Origin of the sequence: Actinomadura sediminis (assembly GCF_042675525.1) — a bacterium.
Taxonomy (GTDB): domain Bacteria; phylum Actinomycetota; class Actinomycetes; order Streptosporangiales; family Streptosporangiaceae; genus Spirillospora; species Spirillospora sediminis.
This window is the reverse complement of sequence record NZ_JBHTJA010000061.1, coordinates 25,047-42,221: the sequence shown is the minus strand read 5'-3', so window position 1 is coordinate 42,221 and position 17,175 is coordinate 25,047. Positions and strand designations below refer to the sequence as shown.

The following is a 17,175-nucleotide window of genomic DNA, read 5'->3' as shown; positions in this document are numbered from 1 at the left end:
GGACGCGACGGCCGCGACGCGCGGGCGGGCGCCCGCGGCGGCGAGCGCGGCGGCGGCGCCGGTGCTCGCGCCGAACAGCCCGACGGGCAGTCCGGCGGTGTGCGGGGCGGACTCCAGGCCCTCGGTGAGCCGGTCGATCGCGCCGATGAGCCGGAGCGTCAGCAGTTCGATGTCGAAGCGGAGCGCGGCGGTGACGCGGTCGAGTTCCTCCTCGTGCCCGGTGAGCAGGTCGAGCACGAGGGTGCCGAGGCCCGCCGCGTTCAGCCCCCGGGCGACGGTGCGGTCGCGGGGGCCGTCGCCCGTGTGGGCGACGATCACGATGCCGGTCGGTTCGTCCGGGATGTCGAGGTCCGCGTCGAGGGCGGCGTCGGCGAGGTCGATCCGGACGGCGCTCATGTGTTCGGGGGCTCGGCGCTGATGTCGGCGAGGACCGAGTGGTCGTCCCGCTGGACGGCCAGGTCCCCGATGGACACCATGCCGATGGGCCGGTCGCCGTCCATGACGGGCACCCGGCGGATCGCGTGCTCGCTCATCAGCCGGACGGCGGCGTCGGCGTCCTCGCCCGCCGGGACCGTGATCACGTTCGTGCTGCAGATGTCGGCGACGGCGGTGGCGGCCATGTCGCGCCGCAGGGCGACGCCGCGGACGACGATGTCGCGGTCGGTCACCAGGCCCCGCAGCCGGCCCTCGTGCACGACGAGGACGTCTCCGATGCCGTGCTCGCGCATGCGCTCGCCGACCCGCGCCAGCGGCGTGTCCGGGGACACCGTCACCGGCACGGGCGTCATCACCTCGTTCACCTTCATGCCGTGGTGGGCCATGTCGCGCCTCCCCTCTCGGGGCTCGCCTACCCAGGGGCCCGGCGGGCATGCGCGTCAGGGGGAGGCGTCCGGCCCGTCCTGTTCCGCGAGGAAGCGCTCGAACTGGGCGCCGAGTTCCTCGGCGGTCGGCATGTCCTGCGACTCGGCGAGGAGGCTGTCGCGCTGCGCCGCGCCCGCGAACGCGTCGTACTGCTGCTCCAGCGCGCGGACGACCTTCTCCACCTCGTCGTTGCCCTCGACCTGCTCGGCGATCTCGGCGTCGGTGGCGGCGGCCGCGGTGCGGACGGCGTCCACCGGCAGCGCCAGCCCGGTCGCCTCGGCGATCGCCTCCAGCGCCGCGACGGCGGCGGCCGGGTACGCCGACTGGGACAGGTAGTGCGGGACGTGCACGGCCAGCCCGATCGCGTCGTGCCCGGCCTCGCCGAGCCGCAGCTCCAGCAGCCCGGCGGCGCTGCCGGGCACCTGCACCTTGTCGAACCAGGTTCCGCGGTCGACCAGCTCGGGCCGCGTCGCGTGCGAGGTGATCCCGACCGGGCGGGTGTGCGGCACCCCCATCGGGATTCCGTGGAACCCCACGACGAGCCGCACCCCGAGCCGCTTGACCAGGTGCAGGACGGCCGAGGTGAACCCCTCCCAGAGCCGGTCGGGCTCGGGCCCGGTGAGCAGCAGGAACGGTGTGCCGTCCGCGTCGTGGACGAGCCGGACGACCAGTTCGGGCGCCTCGTAGGACGCCCAGTGGTCGCGGTCGAACGTCATCGGCGGCCGCCGGGCCCGGTAGTCGATCAGCGAGTCGACGTCGAAGCGGGCGATGACCCGGTGTTCCAGCGCGTCCAGGATGTGCTCGCGCACGAGCTGCCCGGTGGAACCGGCGTCCACGAAGCCGTCGAGGCTGTGCAGCAGCACCGGCCCGGTCATCGCCGGCAGGTCGGTGTCCAGCTCGTACAGATCCTCAGGGTTCAGCAACTTCTCCCCCACATCATCATGTCGATGTTCTCAACATTAGGACATGCGGGGGTCATCCCTCCGGCACCAGGTGATCACCGCGTGCTCGCGGGTTCCCCGCGAGACGGGGGTCAGGTGAACACTCGGCTGGCGAGGAAGTCCTCGGGGTGGAGGGTGGTGAGGTCGGCGCGGCCGATCTCGCCGGGGTGGCCGAGGAGGCGGTTCGCGTGCCGCAGGCGGGCGCGTTCGATGGCGTTGCGGACGGACCGGGCGTTCGCGAACCGGGGGCGGGCGCGGCGCCGGTCGAGGTAGTCGCGGAAGACGGGTTCGGCCTCGGGCGCGAGGGAGTAGCCCTCGCGGCGCATCATCATGTGCCCGATCGCTTCGAGTTCGTCCGGTTCGTAGTCGGGGAAATCGATGTGGTGGGCGATGCGGGAGCTCATGCCGGGGTTGGAGGCGAAGAACGAGTCCATGCGGTCCTTGTAGCCGGCGAGGACGACGACGAGGTCGTCGCGCTGGTTCTCCATGACCTGCAGGAGGATCTCGATGGCCTCCTGGCCGTAGTCGCGCTCGTTCTCGGCCCGGTAAAGGTAGTAGGCCTCGTCGATGAACAGGACGCCGCCCATCGCCCGTTTGAGGACCTCCTTGGTCTTGGGCGCGGTGTGCCCGACGTACTGGCCGACGAGGTCGTCGCGGGTGACGGAGACCAGGTGGCCGCGGCGGACGTAGCCGAGGCGGTGCAGGAGTTCGGCGAGCCGGACGGCGACGGACGTCTTGCCGGTGCCGGGGCTGCCGGTGAAGCACATGTGCAGGTTCGGGCGGCCGGAGTCGATGCCGAACCGGGCGCGGACGCGGTCGACGAGGAGGAGCGCGGAGATCTCGCGGATGCGGGTCTTGACGGGTGCGAGGCCGACGAGCTCGGCGTCGAGGGCCGCCAGGACGTCGTCCACCTGGGAGTCTGCGCGTTCCTTCGCGAGGTCGACGCGGGCGTCCGGGGGGAGGGGCTCCCCGGCGGAGGGCGAGGGGTCCGCCGGGGAGCCGGTCCGGTCGGCCGGGCCGTTCGCGCGCAGGCCGAAGTCGGGGCGTGCGGTCAACGTTCGGCTCCGTATCGCTCGCCTTCGGGACGGTCGGCCGCGTACGGGTGCAGGGTGTAGCGGATCCGCCGGTCGGTGGTCTCCTGCCGGTCGAGGCGGAAGCCGGGCTCGGCGGGCGGGCGCTGCACGATGAACGACAGCGCGGTCGTCTGCCGTCCGTAGCGGGCGTCGTAGGCGTTCAGCCGGACGTAGTGGGACGGGTACGCCTTGCGGCACTCGTTGATCTCGTAGAGGACGCCCGCGGGGTCGGCGAGGTCGAACATCGGCAGGCCCCACATCTCCCAGTACGCGTTGCGCGGGTGGGGGTCGTCGGTGAACTCGACGGAGCAGGGCCAGCCCTGGCCGAGGGCGTAACCGATCTGGAGGGTGATCTCCTCGTCGGTGAGGTCGGGCAGGTAGGAGAAGGTGCCTTGTGTGATCCGCATCAGATGCTCACCGGGGTTTCGACGACGTCGGGGGTGTCGGTGGACTCGTAGGTGAAGGTGATGTCGCCCCAGGTGGACAGGGCGATGTCGAGTTCGCGGCTCTGCTTGGCGGCGGCGCGGAGGATGCCGGGGCCCTCGGCGAGGTAGTCGCGGCCCTCGTTCCGCGCCTTGATCATCGCTTCGAGCGCGACGCGGTTGGCGGTGGCGCCCGCGGCGATGCCCATCGGGTGGCCGATGGTGCCGCCGCCGAACTGCAGGATCGAGTCCTCGCCGAGGTAGTGCAGGAGCTGGTGCATCTGGCCCGCGTGGATGCCGCCGGACGCGACGGGCATGGTGCCCGGCAGCGACGCCCATTCCTGGTCGAAGTACAGGCCCTTGACCGGGTCGGCGGCGATCTTGTCGAGGCGGAGGGTGTCGTAGTAGCCGCGGACGCTGTTCGGGTCGCCCTCAAGCTTGCCGACGACGGTGCCGGCGTGGATGTGGTCGACGCCGGCGAGCCGCATCCACTTGGCGATCACGCGGAAGTTGACGCCGTGGGTCTTCTGCCGCGTGTAGGTGGAGTGCCCGGCGCGGTGCAGGTGCAGGATGACGCCGTTCTTGCGCGCCCACTTGGCCATCGACTGGATCGCGGTGTAGCCGATCGTCAGGTCGATCATGACGATGACGCTGCCGAGTTCTTTGGCGAACTCCGCGCGCTCGTACATGTCCTCCATGGTCGCGGCGGTGACGTTGAGGTAGTGCCCCTTGACCTCACCGGTCGCGGCCTGCGCCCGGTTCACGCCCTCCATGCAGTAAAGGAACCGGTCGCGCCACCGCATGAACGGCTGCGAGTTGATGTTCTCGTCGTCCTTGGTGAAGTCCAAGCCGCCGCGGAGCGCTTCATAAACGACACGGCCGTAGTTGCGGGCCGACAGGCCGAGCTTGGGTTTCACGGTGGCGCCCAGGAGGGGACGGCCGAACTTGCCCAGGTACTCGCGCTCCATGACGATCCCGTGGGCCGGGCCCTGGAACGTCTTCACGTAATGGGTCGGGATCCGCATGTCCTCCAGGCGGAGCGCCTTGAGGGCCTTGAACCCGAAGACGTTCCCGATGATGGACGACGTCAGGTTCGCGATCGAGCCCTCCTCGAACAGGTCGAGGTCGTAGGCGATGTGCGCGATGAACTGGTCGTCCTGGCCGGGGACCGGGTCCACCCGGTAGCACTTGGCCTGGTAGTTCTCGTACGCCGTGAGCCGGTCGGTCCACACGACCGTCCAGGTCGCGGTGGACGACTCCCCCGCGACGGCCGCGCCGGCCTCCTCCGGCGGGACGCCCGGCTGCGGGGTGATCCGGAACGCGGCGAGGACGTCGCTGTCCTTCGGCTCGTAGTCCGGGCGCCAGTAGCCCATCTCCGCGTAGGGGATCACGCCCGCCGACCATCTGCCCGAGCTCATCGCCGCTCTCCTTCGCGCTGGGGGGTCGGGCGCGGCGCTCCGCCCGCGGAAGGACGGCATGCCCAGGGGATGGGGCGGGGCGCCGCGCCCCGGTCGATTGACCGTGACGAGACCGAGCGTGCCCGGCGGATACTTGCGATGTCCATCAAGTGTTCTACGGTGACCGTCAAGTATTCGCTTGAACCAGGAGGTCGGGTGTGACGGAGGCGCGGCTTCGGACGTTCGTGGCGCTCGCCGACACGGGATCGGTGCGGGCGGCGGCGCGGCGGCTGTACGTGACGGAGTCGGCCGTGTCGGCGGCGGTGGCCGCGCTGACGCGGGACCTCGGGGTCCCGCTCGTCCAGCGGGTGGGGCGCGGGGTCCGGCCGACCCCGGCCGGGACGGTCTACGCGGGCTACGCCCGGCAGGTGCTGGGCCTGCTGGAGGAGGGCCGGGCGGCGGCGCGCGGGGCGGCCGACCCGGGGCGGGGGCCGCTGCGGCTCGCGGCGGTGACCACGGCCGCCGACCAGATCCTGCCCGAGCTGCTCGCGTCGTTCCGGGCGCGGTGGCCGGAGGTGGAGCTGACGCTGGAGGTGGGGCCGCGGCGCCAGGTGTGGAGCAGCCTCGCCGCGCACGAGGCCGATCTGGTCCTGGCCGGGCGCCCGCCCGCCGACGTCGCCGCGACCGTCCTGGCGCGGCGCCCGAACGAGCTGGTCGTCGTCGCCGCGCCGGACGTCGCCGCGGGGTTCGCGCTCGACCGGACGCCGTGGGTGATGCGGGAGCCGGGGTCGGGGACGCGGGCGGCCGCGGACGCCTACCTGGCCGAGCGGGACGCCGCCCCGCCGCGGCTGGTGCTCGGCTCGAACGGCGCGGTGATCGCGGGCGCGGCGGCCGGGCTGGGGGCGGCGCTGGTGTCGCGGGACGCGGTCGGGGCCGAACTGGACGCGCGCCGCCTCGTCGTCGTGGACGCCCCGGGCCTGCCGCTGAACCGGCCGTGGCACGCGGTCGGCGGCGCGGTCCCGACGGCGACGACGCTGCTGTTCGTCCGGCACCTGCTGGACGCGCCGGGCTGGACGGCCGCGGGCGGCGCGGCTACGGCAGGGCCCACAGCGGAATCGACAGCAGGAGCAGGCTGACGCCGATCAGCGCGAGCGCGGCCGACTGCCCGGCGTCGCCGTCGGGTTCGTCCCGGTTGCGGCGCATCGCGGCCAGGGACCAGCCGAGGAAGATCAGTGCGGCGACGTCCATCGCCGCGGCGAGGCCCGTCACGCTTCCCCTCCCGTTCACCCGCGGTACGAGCAACGTTCCCACATCGGGCGGCCCGGTGTGGTCGCTCACACACCGCGCTTCGCGCGCGCTCGGCCCCGCCGGGACGCCAGAATGGGGTTCGGGACCGCGAAAGGGCACCGAAAGGGGCACCCATGACCGCCGACCGCCCGTACGACATCGTCCTGTACGGGGCCACCGGATTCACCGGCGGGCTGACCGCCGAGTACCTGGCCGGCCACGCCGACCCGGGGACGCGCTGGGCCCTCGCCGGGCGCAGCACCGCCAAGCTCGAGAAGGTGCGCGACCGGCTCGCCGCGATCGACCCCGCGTGCGCAGAGCTCCCGCTGCTGCGCGCCGACTCCTCCGACCAGGACTCGATCGACGAACTGGCCCGCTCCGCGCGCGTCGTCGTCACGACCGTGGGCCCGTACGTGCGGCACGGCGAGCCGCTCGTCGCCGCGTGCGCGCGCGCCGGCACGGACTACGTCGATCTCACGGGCGAACCGACGTTCGTCGACCGGATGTACGTGAAGTACCACGCGGACGCCGTGCGTACCGGCGCCCGGATCGTCCACGCGTGCGGCTTCGACTCGGTCCCGCACGACCTCGGCGTCTACTTCACCGTGCGGCAGCTCCCCGAGGGCGTCCCGCTGCACGTCGAGGGCTTCGTCCGGACGCGCATGCAGGCGTCCGGCGGCACGATCCACTCGGCGATCGGGATCTTCGCCGACCTGCCCGCGATGGCGCGGGCCGAGCGGGAGCGCCGCGCCGTCGAGGGTCGTCCGGACGGCCGGACCGTGCGCCTCTCGCGGCGCCCGGCCCCGAAGAACCGCGTGGGCGACGGCTGGACGCTGCCGATGCCGACGATCGACCCGCAGATCGTCGCCCGCTCGGCCGCCGCGCTCGACCGGTACGGGCCCGAGTTCACCTACGGCCACTACTTCGCGGTGAAGCGGCTGCCGGCCGCCGCCGCGCTGGCCGCCGGGGCGGGGGCGCTGACCGTGCTCGCGCAGGTCCCCCCGGCGCGGCGGCTGCTGACGAAGGTCAAGCCGGCCGGGGAGGGGCCGTCGGCGGAGACCCGCGCCCGGAGCTGGTTCAGCGTCAAGTTCGTCGGCGAGGGCGGCGGGCGGCGCGTCGTCACCGAGGTCCGGGGCGGCGACCCCGGCTACGGCGAGACGGCGAAGATGCTGGGCGAGTCGGCGCTGTGCCTCGCGCACGACGCGCTGCCGAAGACGTCCGGGCAGGTCACGACGGCCGTCGCGATGGGGGACGCGCTGCTGGAGCGGCTCACCCGGGCGGGCCTGGAGTTCCGGGTGCTCACCGCGCGCTGACGGGCCCGGACCGGCCGGGGATCGGGACGACGGCCTCGACCGTCGTGCCGCCCCCGGGGCGGCTCGTCACGGTGACGCGCCCGCCGAGCAGTTCGGCGCGCTCCGTCATCCCGCGCAGCCCGTAGGAGTCGGGCCGCCGGCCCCGCCCGCCCCGGACGCGCCCGCCCGGCGCGAAGACGTCCCGGAGCGAGAACCCGACGCCGTCGTCGGCGACCGTCAGCCGCACCCGGTCGCCGAAGTGCTCCAGCAGCAGGTCGACGCAGGAGGCGGACGCGTGCCGGAGGCTGTTCCCGACGGCCTCCTGCGCGATCCGGTACAGCGCCGTCTGCACGTGGTCGGGCAGGGCGTCCTCCAGCTCCCCCTCGACGGTGACGGTCACGTCGAGCGGGCGCCCGGACGGTCCGGGACCGTCCCCGGCCTCGCGGGCGAGGGTCGCGAGCGCCGCCGACAGGCCCAGGTCGTCCAGGACGGGCGGGCGCAGCCCCCCGATCGCCGCGCGGGTCTCGGCCGCCGCCAGCTCGCACAGCGACCGCGCCATCATGATCTGCGCGAGGCTCTCGGGATGGTGCTCGGGCAGCGCCCGCTCGGCCGCCGACAGGTGGAACCCCAGGCCCGCGAGCCGCTGCGCGATGCCGTCGTGGATCTCCCTGCTGAGCCGCGACCGCTCGGCCTCCTGCGCCTCGACGGCCCGTTCGGCGAACCGTTCGGCGGCGCGCTCGCGCTCGCGGGCCGCGCGCAGCCGGCGGCACGAGCACAGCACGGGCGCGAACAGCTCGGCGAGCGCCGTGACCAGCTCGACGTCCTCCGGCGGGCACGGCCCCGCGGACCGGACGTCCAGCACCGCGATGACCGAGCCCCCGCTGTGGACCGGGATGGCCGCGCCCCTGCCGTCCGCGTGCGCGCGCGCCCGTCCGTGGGCCGCGGCCCATCCGACGTCACCCTCGCCTAAGGCGACGGGACGTCCCGCGCACTCCAGGAAGCGGCCGTCGTCGTCCAGTACGTGGACGTCGCAGAACGTCAGCGTGCGCGCCGACCGGACGACGAGTCCGGCGAGTTCGTCCGCCATCCGCGGGAGCTCGCGGTCGGAGCACGCGACGCCGACGATCCGGACGAGCAGGTCGGAGCCGCGCCGGGCCAGCGCGTCCGGGACGTTCACCGGAACAGGCCCTCGCGCAGCGCGACCGCGATCGCGGCCGACCGGTCGGTCACCTCCAGTTTGCGGTACAGCGCGCGCAGGTGGCTCTTGACCGTCTCCTCGCTCAGCACGAGCCGGGCCGCGATCGCCTTGTTCGAAAGCCCGCCGACCAGCAGCGACAGCACCTCGCTCTCGCGCTGGGTGAGGCCGCGGTTCGCGCCCGGCCAGAACTCGCCGCGGGTCAGCCGGGCCGCCGTGACCGCCATCCGCCCCGCGAGCGTGGGATCGACGACGGTCTCGCCCTGCGCGACCTCCTCCAGCCGCCGCACCAGCTCCGGACCGTCCACCCGTTTCAGCAGGTAGCCCCCGGCGCCCGCGCGCAGCGCCTCGAAGACGTACTGCTCGTCGTCGTACACCGACAGGAACACCACGCGAACCTCGGGGACCCGGCCGGTGAGCTGCCGGCACAGGTCGAGGCCGCTCTCCGGGCCGAGCCGGACGTCCAGCAGGACCACGTCCGGGCGGAGCGAGGAGACCAGCCGGGCCGCCTCCGCGCCCGTCCCGGCCTGCCCGACCACGCGCACGCGGCCGGCGAACCCGGCCAGCATCGCCTGCAGCCCGGCCAGGATCATCTCGTGGTCGTCGACCAGGACGACGCGTACGGGGGCGCTCATCCCGGCACGATAACAACCAGAAGCTACTCGCCAGTAGCCCCCGTTGCGGCGACTCACCCGCGCTCTCCCCTGATTGGGGGAAGCAGCCCCGGAACGTGCAGCATACTCTTCATCGCGAAAACTGAATTTCGCAGGACGGAGGAGCGAGGTGCCCCATCGGATCGTGCATATGCTCCGGGCGCGCGGCTCGGGCCGCCGCCGCCCCGTCATGCTCGCCATCGCCGGGGACAGCGCGGCGGGCAAGACCACACTCACGCGGGGGCTTGTGCAGTGCCTGGGGGCCGACCGGATGACCGCGGTGTGCGTGGACGACTACCACCGCTACGACCGCGCGGAACGCGCCGGCAAACCCTTCACGGCGCTGCACCCCGACTGCAACCACGTCGACATCATGGAGCAGCACCTGCAACTCCTGTCGATGGGCGAACCGATCCTGAAACCGGTGTACGACCACTCCACGGGACGGCTCGTCCGGCCGGAACTGGTCGAACCCCGCGACTTCGTGATCGTCGAAGGGCTGCTCCCCCTGCACACCCGCCTCGCGCGCGCCTGCTTCGACATCACCGTCTACCTCGACCCGCCCGAGCCGCTGCGGCACTCCTGGAAGATCGCCCGCGACTGCGAGAAACGCGGCTACTCCCCCGAACAGGTCCGCGCCGAGCTGACCCGCCGCGAACCCGAGAGCGCCGCCTACATCCGCCCCCAGCGCAAGCACGCCGACATCGTCGTCCGGTTCGCGCCCGTCGCGGGCCGCGTCGACCCGCCCGGCACCCCGCTGTCGGCCGAACTGCTGCTGCGCCCGACGATCGACCACCCCGAACTCGCCGGCGTCCTGGACGCCGAACCCGGCGCCGAGACGGCCATGCACCTGCGGCTGCACCGCGACACCGACGGCCGCCCCGTGGACGCCCTGCACGTGCACGGCTACGTCTCGCCCGAGGAGTCGCAGGTCGTCAAGAAGGCCATCTGGTCACGGCTCGGCCCCCGCGCCGGCGCCGGCCTCGTCGATCCCGACGCCCTCGGCCGGCTCGGCGGCAGCGGCACCAGCGACCCGCTCGCCATCACGCAGCTGCTCCTGCTCTACCACCTGCTCGACGCGGATCACCGCCAAGCCGCCTGAACGTAGAGTTCAGGCTCCGCGGACGCGCGGGGAGGCCCCGGGGCTTCGGACCTGTGCCCCGGGCCGCGCGGCGCGGCGGCCGGGAGGGCGCCCAGCGGGCGCACGGCGCCCTCCCGGCCTTTCTACAGCTCGTGCCAGGGGATCTCCGGGCGGTGCCGCGCCACGACCGCGAGCGCCTGCCCGCCGCGCACCCGCTCGTCCGACTCCGCGAGCAGCCGGAACCGGGCGTTCGGCAGGTGCGAGTCTCCCACCGCGAGCAGCGTGCTCCCCCGGCGCAGCAGGAACTGCGCCACGTCCAGCCGCGACCACTCCCCGGCCTCCTCCGGCACGTTCACCCGGTACAGGGTGCCGGTCCCGTCGAGCGTGCTCGCCAGATTGTGGTAGATCGCCGACACGCCCGGATTGCGGATCGCGGCCGCCACCACGGCGGGATCGTCGATGTCGACCGTCTCGATGCCCGTGCCGATCAGCTCGAGCGCCTCGGTGATCTCCGCGCGCCGGCCGCCGTGCCGCAGGCCGGCCAGCAGATGCGTCCCCGGATCGCCGTTGCGCCGCAGGTGCGCGGCGACGCCCAGCATCACCCGGACGGTCTCGTCGTCGTTGCGCCCGACGACCAGCGCCGTCCGCGCGTCCTGCAGCCGGGCACGGTCGAACGCGGTCTCGTCGAACGCCACCGCGTCGTACAGTTCCGGATCCGGGTTCTCGCCGGTCAGCTCGCCGGGCCAGAAGACGGTGACGACGGGCGTCCGCGCGAACTCGCGGTCGGCGCGCAACTGCCCGATGATGGAACGCAGCCCCGTGCGTTCATAGCCGATGATCACGACGTGCCGCCGGTGGTGCAGCCGCGCCTGGCCGTTGGCCTTCATGGTCCTGCCCTTCGACATCCAGAGCGTCAGCTCGGCGAACAGCACGATCCCCGCCGTCACGCCGGCACCGATGATCAGCAAGCCGCCGGCCCGCCCGCCGACCGTCTCCGGGGACATGTCGCCGTACCCGACCGTGGTGCCGCTGACGATGAAGTACCAGACGTAGTCGAGCGGCCGTTTGATCTCCGCCCCGGCGGGCTCGAACGCCGCGATCAGCACCCAGCCGGCGACGAACGCCGCCGCCAGCACCATGGCGGGCACCCGCCAGGAGCGCGCGGTGACCCGGTTGAGGAACCGGAACAACAGGATCGGCATCCGCGCAGAGTGGCAGGCCCGTCCGCACGCGGTCAAGCCGGGCTCGTCGAGTAACCGCAGGTCAGCCCGCCGGGCCCCGGCTCAGTACGCGGTTCAGCGCCGCCGCGACCTCCGCCGACAGGTCCCGGTCGACCGCCCCGCCCTGCGCGCCCGCGCGGACGAGATCGTCCCGGACGGCCTCGCGGGTGTGGCCGCAGTCGCGGCACTCCACCTCGCCGAGCCGGCACACGAGCGCGGCCGAATCGCACGCGGCGCAGCGGTCCAGCTCGTCCGCCCAGCCGTGACCGGCCTGGCAGCCGGGACAGATCAGCACCTGGTGATCCGCCCGGACCCCGCGCCGCCACGGGCTGGCGCCCCGCACGGGATCGGTCTGCCGCGCCCCGCAGCGGAAGCAGGGCATCACACCTCCAGAGGTGCGGGGGCCGGTTCCGGCCACGTGTCCGGAACCGGCCCGTTCACTCAGAGATCGGCGAGCGCCTTGCGGTACTCGTCGATGTCGCGCGCGTCCGGGATGGCGTTCTCCACCTTCCACCGGACCACGCCCTCGGTGTCGATGATGAAGGTCCCGCGCGTGGCCAGGCCCTTCGCCTCGTCGAACACCCCGTAGCGCTGTGCGACCCCGCCGTGCGGCCAGAAGTCCGCGAGCAGCGGGAACTGGTACTTCTCCTGCTCGGCCCAGGCGCGCAGCGCGAACATCGAGTCCACCGACACCGCCAGGACCTGCACGTCGTCGCCGCCCAGCGTGGGCAGCTCGTCCCTGATCTGGCACAGCTCACCGGTGCAGACACCGCTGAACGCCAGCGGGAAGAACACCAGGACGACGTTCTTCCGCCCCCGGAAGTCCGACAGCTTCACCGGCGTCCCGTGCTGGTCCTTCAGCTCGAAGTCCGGTGCGCCGTCGCCTACCTCAACCGCCAAAGCCACTCCTGTTTTCTTGCGAGGCCCTCGGCGTCGGGCCGCCGGGCGGCCTTCCTTCAACGGACCTCGCGTGCGATCGCTGCATCGCTCCGACCCGCCAAGGGCTCGCCGCGCGATCAGGTTCTCGCGAGCTCGAACCCGCCTTCGGACGCGATCGCGGTGGTTCCCGCCCGCTCTGGCCGGGGTCGAGATCGTGTCCGGAGGTCCTTGGTGGGTCGTGGACGACTCTACGGTAAGGCAAGGCAGGCCAGTACTTCCGCACGGCCCGCCCCTCCCCCAGCCGACGTGGGGCGTGCGGGACCGGGTGGGGCCGAGCGGGCCTCGGGGAGCGGATGCGCACTCGGGGACGGGCGGCGGGCGCCCGTCCCCCGCACGTCTACTTCCCCTTGACCTTGGGGGCGGCCAGCCGCGTTCCCGACCACTCCTTGCCGGCGCTGAGGCTGCGCGACTGGGACAGGCCGGCCGTGTTGGCCGCCTCGCCGATGTCGCTGGGCTCCACGTGCCCTTCGCGTCCCGCCTTGGGCGTCAGCAGCCAGATGTCACCGCCGCTGGTGAGCGGGACCATCGCGTCGGTCAGGCCCTCGAACAGGTCGCCGTCGTCCTCGCGCCACCACAGCAGCACGATGTCGACCACGTCGTCGTAGTCCTCGTCGACGAGCTCGTTGCCCGTGACGGCCTCGACGGAATCGCGGAGCTCCTCGTCCACGTCGTCGTCGTAGCCGATCTCCTGCACCACCTGGCCCGCCTTCAGGCCGAGCCGTTCGGCCAGGCTGCGCTCAGACTGCGCCTGACCCGCGGTCGCGCTCACGAAAGTCCTCCCATGTCGTCCGTCCGCACGGTGCTCGGTGCACCTGTGCACATCTTCTTTACGGCCGCCCATGACGGGCGGCCCGTCCGCACCTGTGCGGTGTTTGCGGGACAGTCCACACAAGTGTGGGCCCCTAGCGCAAGTGTCTTCCCGGCTTTTGGCGCCCTCATTGGGCCGATGCCGGACTCGGACGTCACGATGCGGCCACCGAGGGTGAAGTCCCGGCCCGTACCTTGATACAACCGTCAACCCCTGAGGAATGACAACCGGACCTGACGGTCGGGGTTGTCGACGTTGAGGTCCACGAGGGCGATCGACTGCCACGTGCCGAGCGCGAGGCGCCCGCCGGTCACGGGGACGGTCGCGTAGGGCGGGACCAGCGCGGGCATGACGTGCGACCTGCCGTGCCCGCGGGACCCGTGGGCGTGGCGCCAGCGGTCGTCCGCGGGCAGCAGGTCGCCGAGCGCGGCGAGCAGGTCGTCGTCGCTGCCCGCCCCGAGTTCGATGATCGCGACGCCGGCGGTGGCGTGCGGCACGAAGACGTGCAGCAGCCCGTCCCCGCCGGCGTCGGCGGTGAATCGCTCGCATTCCGCCGTGATGTCGTGCACGGCCTCCTTCGAACCGGTGGACACCCGGATCACGGTGCTCTCCATGGACCAGGGTCTACCCCATCGGCGGCGCGGGACCCGTCCGACCCCCGCCCCGCCGGACGCGTTCCCCTCAGCGGGACGCCGCGTGCATCTCGCGGGGCTCGATCACGGCGTCGGGCCCCGGGTAGACGAGGGTCTCGTGCCCGTCCGCGAAGCGGACGACGTACGGCGGGCCGCCGTTCTCTCCGCGCACTTCGGTGATCTCGCCCGTCCGGTCGGGCTGCCCCACGATCTTGCCGTGGACGTGCAGCCTGTCTCCTACGCGCCCGTTCATGTCTCCCCCAAGTCACGGTCGCCTTTTCCCTGCCTCCTACGTTCGTTCCCCGCCCGGGCGGGCAATCTCACGGAGACGCGCAAAAAACGCGTCGTCGATCCCACCCGCACCCCGGCTGAGCGGGGAGGATGGTTACCGGACGGTAGAGATGCGTTAACCGTCGTGAACGACGACGATGGACGCGAATGCAGGCGACGAACAGTCGTGCGGAGACCGGCGGCCTCCGGCCGGGGTCTCACCAGCACTGACGGTAAGCACAGAGGGGACCCCGTGGCTTCCGGACGTCAACGCTACTCGATCATCAGCGACGGCCTGCCGAGCCAGCTGCCCGACATCAACCCGGACGAGACCCGGGAGTGGCTGGAATCGCTGGACACGGTCATCAAGACCGAGGGCCGGGGCCGGGCCCGCTACGTGATGCTGCGGCTCCTGGAGCGCGCGCGCGAGCTCCAGGTCGGCGTGCCGGGCCTGCGCAGCACCGACTTCATCAACACGATCCCGCCGGAGCTGGAGCCGTGGTTCCCCGGCGACGAGCACGTCGAGCGCCGCATCCGTGCCTACATCCGGTGGAACGCCGCGATCATGGTGTCGCGCGCCAACCGTCCCGACATCGGCGTCGGCGGCCATATCGCGACGTACGCGTCGGCCGCGTCGCTGTACGAGGTCGGGTTCAACCACTTCTTCCGCGGCAAGGACCACGGCGAGTCCGGTGACCAGGTGTTCATCCAGGGGCACGCGTCCCCCGGCATCTACGCGCGGGCCTACCTCGAGGGGCGGCTGCCCGAGGAGAAGCTGGACGGCTTCCGGCAGGAGCGGTCGCACCCCGGCGGCGGGCTGTCGTCGTACCCGCACCCCCGGCTGATGCCCGACTTCTGGGAGTTCCCCACGGTGTCCATGGGCCTCACCGCGATCGACGCGGTGTACCAGGCCCGGTTCAACCGCTACCTCTACAACCGCCGCATCAAGGACACGTCGCGCTCGCACGTGTGGGCGTTCCTCGGCGACGGCGAGATGGGCGAGCCCGAGTCGCTCGGCGCGATCGGCCTGGCCGCCCGCGAGGAGCTGGACAACCTCACGTTCGTCGTCAACTGCAACCTGCAGCAGCTCGACGGCCCGGTGCGCGGCAACGGCAAGATCATCCAGGAGCTGGAGTCGTTCTTCCGCGGCGCCGGCTGGAACGTCATCAAGGTCATCTGGGGCCGCGACTGGGACCCGCTGCTCGCGCAGGACGTCGACGGCGCGCTCGTCAACAAGATGAACACGACGCCCGACGGGCAGTTCCAGACGTTCAGCGTCGAATCGGGCTCGTACATCCGGGAGAAGTTCTTCGGCGACGACCCCCGGCTGCGCAAGATCGTCCAGGACCTGTCGGACGACGACCTGCGCAAGCTGTCGCGCGGCGGGCACGACTACCGGAAGGTCTACGCGGCGTTCAAGGCGGCCCGCGAGCACGTCGGGCAGCCGACGGTGATCCTGGCGCACACGATCAAGGGCTGGACGCTCGGCTCCGACTTCGAGGCGCGCAACGCCACGCACCAGATGAAGAAGCTCACCAAGGCCGAGCTGAAGGAGTTCCGCGACCGCCTCTACCTGGACATCCCGGACTCCGCGCTCGAACAGCCGCTGCCGCCGTACTACCACCCGGGCGAGGACTCCGACGAGATCCAGTACATGCGGGAGCGCCGCGCCGCCCTCGGCGGGTTCCTGCCGAAGCGCGTGGTGCGGGCCAAGCCGCTGAAGCTTCCCGGCGACCCGGTGTACGCCGAGCTGAAGAAGGGGTCCGGCAAGCAGAACGTGGCGACGACGATGGCGTTCGTCCGGCTGCTCAAGGACCTCATCAAGGACGAGAACATCGGCGCCCGGTTCGTCCCGATCGCCCCGGACGAGTACCGCACGTTCGGCATGGACTCGCTGTTCCCGACGTCCAAGATCTACTCGCCGCACGGGCAGACCTACGACGCGGTGGACCGGAAGCTGCTGCTGTCGTACAAGGAGTCCGAGAGCGGGCAGATGCTGCACGAGGGCATCAGCGAGGCCGGCTCGATGGCGTCGACGATCGCCGCGGGCACGTCCTACGCGACGCACGGCGAGCACATGATCCCCGTCTACATCTTCTACTCGATGTTCGGGTTCCAGCGGACCGGCGACCAGATGTGGGCGCTCGGCGACCAGATGGGCCGCGGGTTCCTGCTCGGCGCCACCGCGGGCCGCACCACCCTCACCGGCGAGGGCCTGCAGCACGCCGACGGCCACTCCCCGCTGCTCGCGGCGACGAACCCGGCGTGCGTCCACTACGACCCGACCTGGTCGTTCGAGCTGGCGTACATCACGCAGGACGCGCTCCGCCGCATGTACGGGACGTCCGAGGAGCACCCGAACGGCGAGGACGTCTTCTACTACCTCACCGTCTACAACGAGCCGTACCAGCAGCCCGCCGAGCCCGCGGACGTGGACGTGGACGGGCTGCTCAAGGGGCTGTACCGCTACCGGCCCGCACCGGAGATCGCGTCGGGCGACGGGCAGGCGCCGCGCGCGCAGATCCTCGCGTCCGGCGTCGGCGGCCGCTGGGCGCTGGAGGCGCAGCGGCTCCTCGCCGAGGACTGGGGCGTCGCCGCGGACGTCTGGTCCGCGACCTCCTGGAACGAGCTGGCCCGCGAGGCCCGCGAGTGCGACGAGCACAACCTGCTGAACCCGGAGGGCGAGCCGCGCGTCCCGTACGTCACCCGCGTCCTCGACAACGTCGCGGGGCCGATCGTCGCGGTGTCGGACTTCGCCCGCGCCGTCCCCGACCAGATCGCCCCGTGGGTCAACGGCGACTACACGTCCCTCGGCACCGACGGCTTCGGGTTCTCCGACACCCGGGCCGCCGCGCGCCGGTTCTTCCACGTGGACTCGGCGTCGATCGTCCTGGCCGTCCTCACCCGGCTCGTCCGGCACGGCGAGGTCAAGCCGGAGACCCTGCCGCAGGCCATCGAGCGGTACCGGCTGAACGCGGAGGTCAGCGACGTGTTCGCGGGCGGCGCCGGCAGCGCCGAGAGCAACACGGGCGGCGAGAGCTGAGGCCTGAGCGGGCGGCGCGGGAGCGCGGAGGTGTAGGCCGCGTTCCCCGCCGCCCGCGGGC

18 protein-coding genes and 1 pseudogene are annotated in these 17,175 nt (G+C 72.5%); 4 read left to right on the top strand and 15 right to left on the bottom strand.

Features of this window, described 5'->3' with window-relative positions; all coding sequences use genetic code 11:
* From ACFQ11_RS25145 to ACFQ11_RS25120, 6 genes and pseudogenes are all read right to left on the bottom strand, one after another.
* Positions 1-396, bottom strand: a pseudogene (locus tag ACFQ11_RS25145) (hypothetical protein); the annotation flags it as partial.
* On the bottom strand, positions 393-821 hold the full coding sequence (locus ACFQ11_RS25140) for a CBS domain-containing protein (protein WP_378302782.1): 429 nt from the start codon (positions 819-821) through the stop codon (positions 393-395). The pseudogene ACFQ11_RS25145 and the gene ACFQ11_RS25140, both read right to left, overlap by 4 nt.
* 54 nt (positions 822-875) lie before the next feature.
* Entirely contained in the window at positions 876-1,784 is a 909-nt protein-coding gene (locus ACFQ11_RS25135; RefSeq protein ID WP_378302780.1) for a PAC2 family protein, read from the bottom strand.
* Positions 1,785-1,894: 110 nt separating this feature from the next.
* Positions 1,895-2,857, bottom strand: coding sequence for a CbbX protein (cbbX, locus tag ACFQ11_RS25130; RefSeq protein ID WP_378302777.1), 963 nt, complete (start codon positions 2,855-2,857; stop codon positions 1,895-1,897).
* On the bottom strand, positions 2,854-3,282 hold the full coding sequence (locus ACFQ11_RS25125; protein WP_378302775.1) for a ribulose bisphosphate carboxylase small subunit: 429 nt from the start codon (positions 3,280-3,282) through the stop codon (positions 2,854-2,856). The genes cbbX and ACFQ11_RS25125 overlap by 4 nt, the downstream gene beginning before the upstream one ends.
* Positions 3,282-4,715, bottom strand: a complete 1,434-nt coding sequence (locus ACFQ11_RS25120; RefSeq protein ID WP_378302773.1) for a form I ribulose bisphosphate carboxylase large subunit — start codon at positions 4,713-4,715, stop codon at positions 3,282-3,284. The genes ACFQ11_RS25125 and ACFQ11_RS25120 overlap by 1 nt, the downstream gene beginning before the upstream one ends.
* A 197-nt stretch (positions 4,716-4,912) precedes the next feature.
* Here ACFQ11_RS25120 and ACFQ11_RS25115 point away from each other — a divergent pair, with 197 nt between their 5' ends.
* A complete protein-coding gene (locus ACFQ11_RS25115) occupies positions 4,913-5,830 on the top strand; it encodes a LysR family transcriptional regulator (RefSeq protein WP_378302771.1) in 918 nt (305 codons plus the stop codon).
* Here the strand turns inward: ACFQ11_RS25115 and ACFQ11_RS25110 are convergent.
* Positions 5,787-5,963, bottom strand: a complete 177-nt coding sequence (locus ACFQ11_RS25110) for a hypothetical protein (RefSeq protein WP_378302769.1) — start codon at positions 5,961-5,963, stop codon at positions 5,787-5,789. The genes ACFQ11_RS25115 and ACFQ11_RS25110 overlap by 44 nt on opposite strands.
* Before the next feature lie 152 nt (positions 5,964-6,115).
* Here ACFQ11_RS25110 and ACFQ11_RS25105 point away from each other — a divergent pair, with 152 nt between their 5' ends.
* Complete coding sequence (locus ACFQ11_RS25105; RefSeq protein ID WP_378302767.1) at positions 6,116-7,294, top strand: saccharopine dehydrogenase family protein; 1,179 nt, start codon at positions 6,116-6,118, stop codon at positions 7,292-7,294.
* Here the strand turns inward: ACFQ11_RS25105 and ACFQ11_RS25100 are convergent.
* Positions 7,281-8,450 (bottom strand): GAF domain-containing sensor histidine kinase, encoded by a 1,170-nt coding sequence (locus ACFQ11_RS25100; protein WP_378302765.1) that lies wholly within the window; start codon positions 8,448-8,450, stop codon positions 7,281-7,283. The two genes, ACFQ11_RS25105 and ACFQ11_RS25100, sit on opposite strands and share 14 nt — an antisense overlap.
* Entirely contained in the window at positions 8,447-9,103 is a 657-nt protein-coding gene (locus tag ACFQ11_RS25095) for a response regulator (RefSeq protein WP_378302763.1), read from the bottom strand. The genes ACFQ11_RS25100 and ACFQ11_RS25095 overlap by 4 nt, the downstream gene beginning before the upstream one ends.
* Before the next feature lie 169 nt (positions 9,104-9,272).
* Between ACFQ11_RS25095 and ACFQ11_RS25090 the strand changes: the two genes are divergently transcribed.
* Complete coding sequence (locus tag ACFQ11_RS25090; protein ID WP_378302784.1) at positions 9,273-10,223, top strand: phosphoribulokinase; 951 nt, start codon at positions 9,273-9,275, stop codon at positions 10,221-10,223.
* Between the two features lie 122 nt (positions 10,224-10,345).
* Here ACFQ11_RS25090 and ACFQ11_RS25085 read toward each other — a convergent pair whose 3' ends face one another.
* The 6 genes from ACFQ11_RS25085 to ACFQ11_RS25060 all read right to left on the bottom strand — a co-directional run bounded on the left by ACFQ11_RS25085 (position 10,346) and on the right by ACFQ11_RS25060 (position 14,054).
* The gene (locus tag ACFQ11_RS25085) at positions 10,346-11,404 is read right to left on the bottom strand and encodes a potassium channel family protein (protein ID WP_378302761.1); all 1,059 of its coding nucleotides are present in this window, start codon (positions 11,402-11,404) and stop codon (positions 10,346-10,348) included.
* 61 nt (positions 11,405-11,465) lie between these two features.
* Positions 11,466-11,804: a hypothetical protein gene (locus ACFQ11_RS25080; protein WP_378302759.1), complete on the bottom strand. Its 339-nt coding sequence runs from the start codon at positions 11,802-11,804 to the stop codon at positions 11,466-11,468.
* A gap of 59 nt (positions 11,805-11,863) precedes the next feature.
* The gene (locus ACFQ11_RS25075) at positions 11,864-12,322 is read right to left on the bottom strand and encodes a peroxiredoxin (protein WP_378302757.1); all 459 of its coding nucleotides are present in this window, start codon (positions 12,320-12,322) and stop codon (positions 11,864-11,866) included.
* Between the two features lie 376 nt (positions 12,323-12,698).
* Complete coding sequence (locus ACFQ11_RS25070) at positions 12,699-13,130, bottom strand: DUF3052 domain-containing protein (RefSeq protein WP_378302755.1); 432 nt, start codon at positions 13,128-13,130, stop codon at positions 12,699-12,701.
* 245 nt (positions 13,131-13,375) lie between these two features.
* Entirely contained in the window at positions 13,376-13,783 is a 408-nt protein-coding gene (locus tag ACFQ11_RS25065) for a secondary thiamine-phosphate synthase enzyme YjbQ (protein WP_378302753.1), read from the bottom strand.
* A gap of 67 nt (positions 13,784-13,850) precedes the next feature.
* Complete coding sequence (locus ACFQ11_RS25060; RefSeq protein WP_378302751.1) at positions 13,851-14,054, bottom strand: DUF1918 domain-containing protein; 204 nt, start codon at positions 14,052-14,054, stop codon at positions 13,851-13,853.
* Between the two features lie 270 nt (positions 14,055-14,324).
* Between ACFQ11_RS25060 and aceE the strand changes: the two genes are divergently transcribed.
* A complete protein-coding gene (gene aceE, locus ACFQ11_RS25055) occupies positions 14,325-17,114 on the top strand; it encodes a pyruvate dehydrogenase (acetyl-transferring), homodimeric type (protein WP_378302748.1) in 2,790 nt (929 codons plus the stop codon).
* Positions 17,115-17,175 lie beyond the last annotated feature (61 nt).

What these genes read in the sequence shown, in the direction of transcription:
- ACFQ11_RS25085 (WP_378302761.1), bottom strand. Translation starts at nt 11,404, where the DNA reads ATGCCGATCCTGTTGTTCCGGTTCCTCAACCGGGTCACCGCGCGCTCC.
- ACFQ11_RS25065 (WP_378302753.1), bottom strand. Translation starts at nt 13,783, where the DNA reads ATGGAGAGCACCGTGATCCGGGTGTCCACCGGTTCGAAGGAGGCCGTG.
- ACFQ11_RS25125 (WP_378302775.1), bottom strand. Translation starts at nt 3,282, where the DNA reads ATGCGGATCACACAAGGCACCTTCTCCTACCTGCCCGACCTCACCGAC.
- ACFQ11_RS25120 (WP_378302773.1), bottom strand. Translation starts at nt 4,715, where the DNA reads ATGAGCTCGGGCAGATGGTCGGCGGGCGTGATCCCCTACGCGGAGATG.
- ACFQ11_RS25105 (WP_378302767.1), top strand. Translation starts at nt 6,116, where the DNA reads ATGACCGCCGACCGCCCGTACGACATCGTCCTGTACGGGGCCACCGGA.
- ACFQ11_RS25060 (WP_378302751.1), bottom strand. Translation starts at nt 14,054, where the DNA reads ATGAACGGGCGCGTAGGAGACAGGCTGCACGTCCACGGCAAGATCGTG.
- ACFQ11_RS25095 (WP_378302763.1), bottom strand. Translation starts at nt 9,103, where the DNA reads ATGAGCGCCCCCGTACGCGTCGTCCTGGTCGACGACCACGAGATGATC.
- ACFQ11_RS25080 (WP_378302759.1), bottom strand. Translation starts at nt 11,804, where the DNA reads ATGCCCTGCTTCCGCTGCGGGGCGCGGCAGACCGATCCCGTGCGGGGC.
- ACFQ11_RS25090 (WP_378302784.1), top strand. Translation starts at nt 9,273, where the DNA reads ATGCTCCGGGCGCGCGGCTCGGGCCGCCGCCGCCCCGTCATGCTCGCC.
- ACFQ11_RS25140 (WP_378302782.1), bottom strand. Translation starts at nt 821, where the DNA reads ATGGCCCACCACGGCATGAAGGTGAACGAGGTGATGACGCCCGTGCCG.